This window comes from Mesorhizobium sp. M8A.F.Ca.ET.181.01.1.1 (assembly GCF_004792025.1).
Taxonomy (GTDB): Bacteria; Pseudomonadota; Alphaproteobacteria; order Rhizobiales; family Rhizobiaceae; genus Mesorhizobium.
Map to the genome: position 1 here is coordinate 1 of NZ_SRTV01000323.1, position 284 is coordinate 284.

A 284-nucleotide genomic window follows, 5' to 3' on the forward strand; every position below is an offset into this window, starting at 1 on the left:
GCCGATCCGGTCAGGGCCGACACCGCGGCGGCGGCAAGCAGGGTATTGCGCAGGAAAGCAGTCATTTGAAGTCTCCATGGTTGGGTTTCTGTCCACGGCTGTGTGTCGCCGGCCGAACGGAAACGGTTCATGGAGTCGTGCAAAAAACTTTCGGAGCCGCGCGGGCCGAGGCTCTCGCCTACTGGACTGAGCCGACGAGCACCGCCTGGCCGTCGCGGATCGACACCCAGCGTCCAGTGTTGTCGATCGCCTGCCGCTTCAGGAAGCGATAGCCGGTCGCGTCC

At 64.4% G+C, this 284-nt stretch carries 1 pseudogene; it reads right to left on the reverse strand.

From position 1 onward, the window contains the following. Positions 1 to 178: 178 nt before the first annotated feature. A pseudogene (locus EN824_RS34795) lies at positions 179 to 284 on the reverse strand (transglutaminase-like cysteine peptidase); the annotation flags it as partial.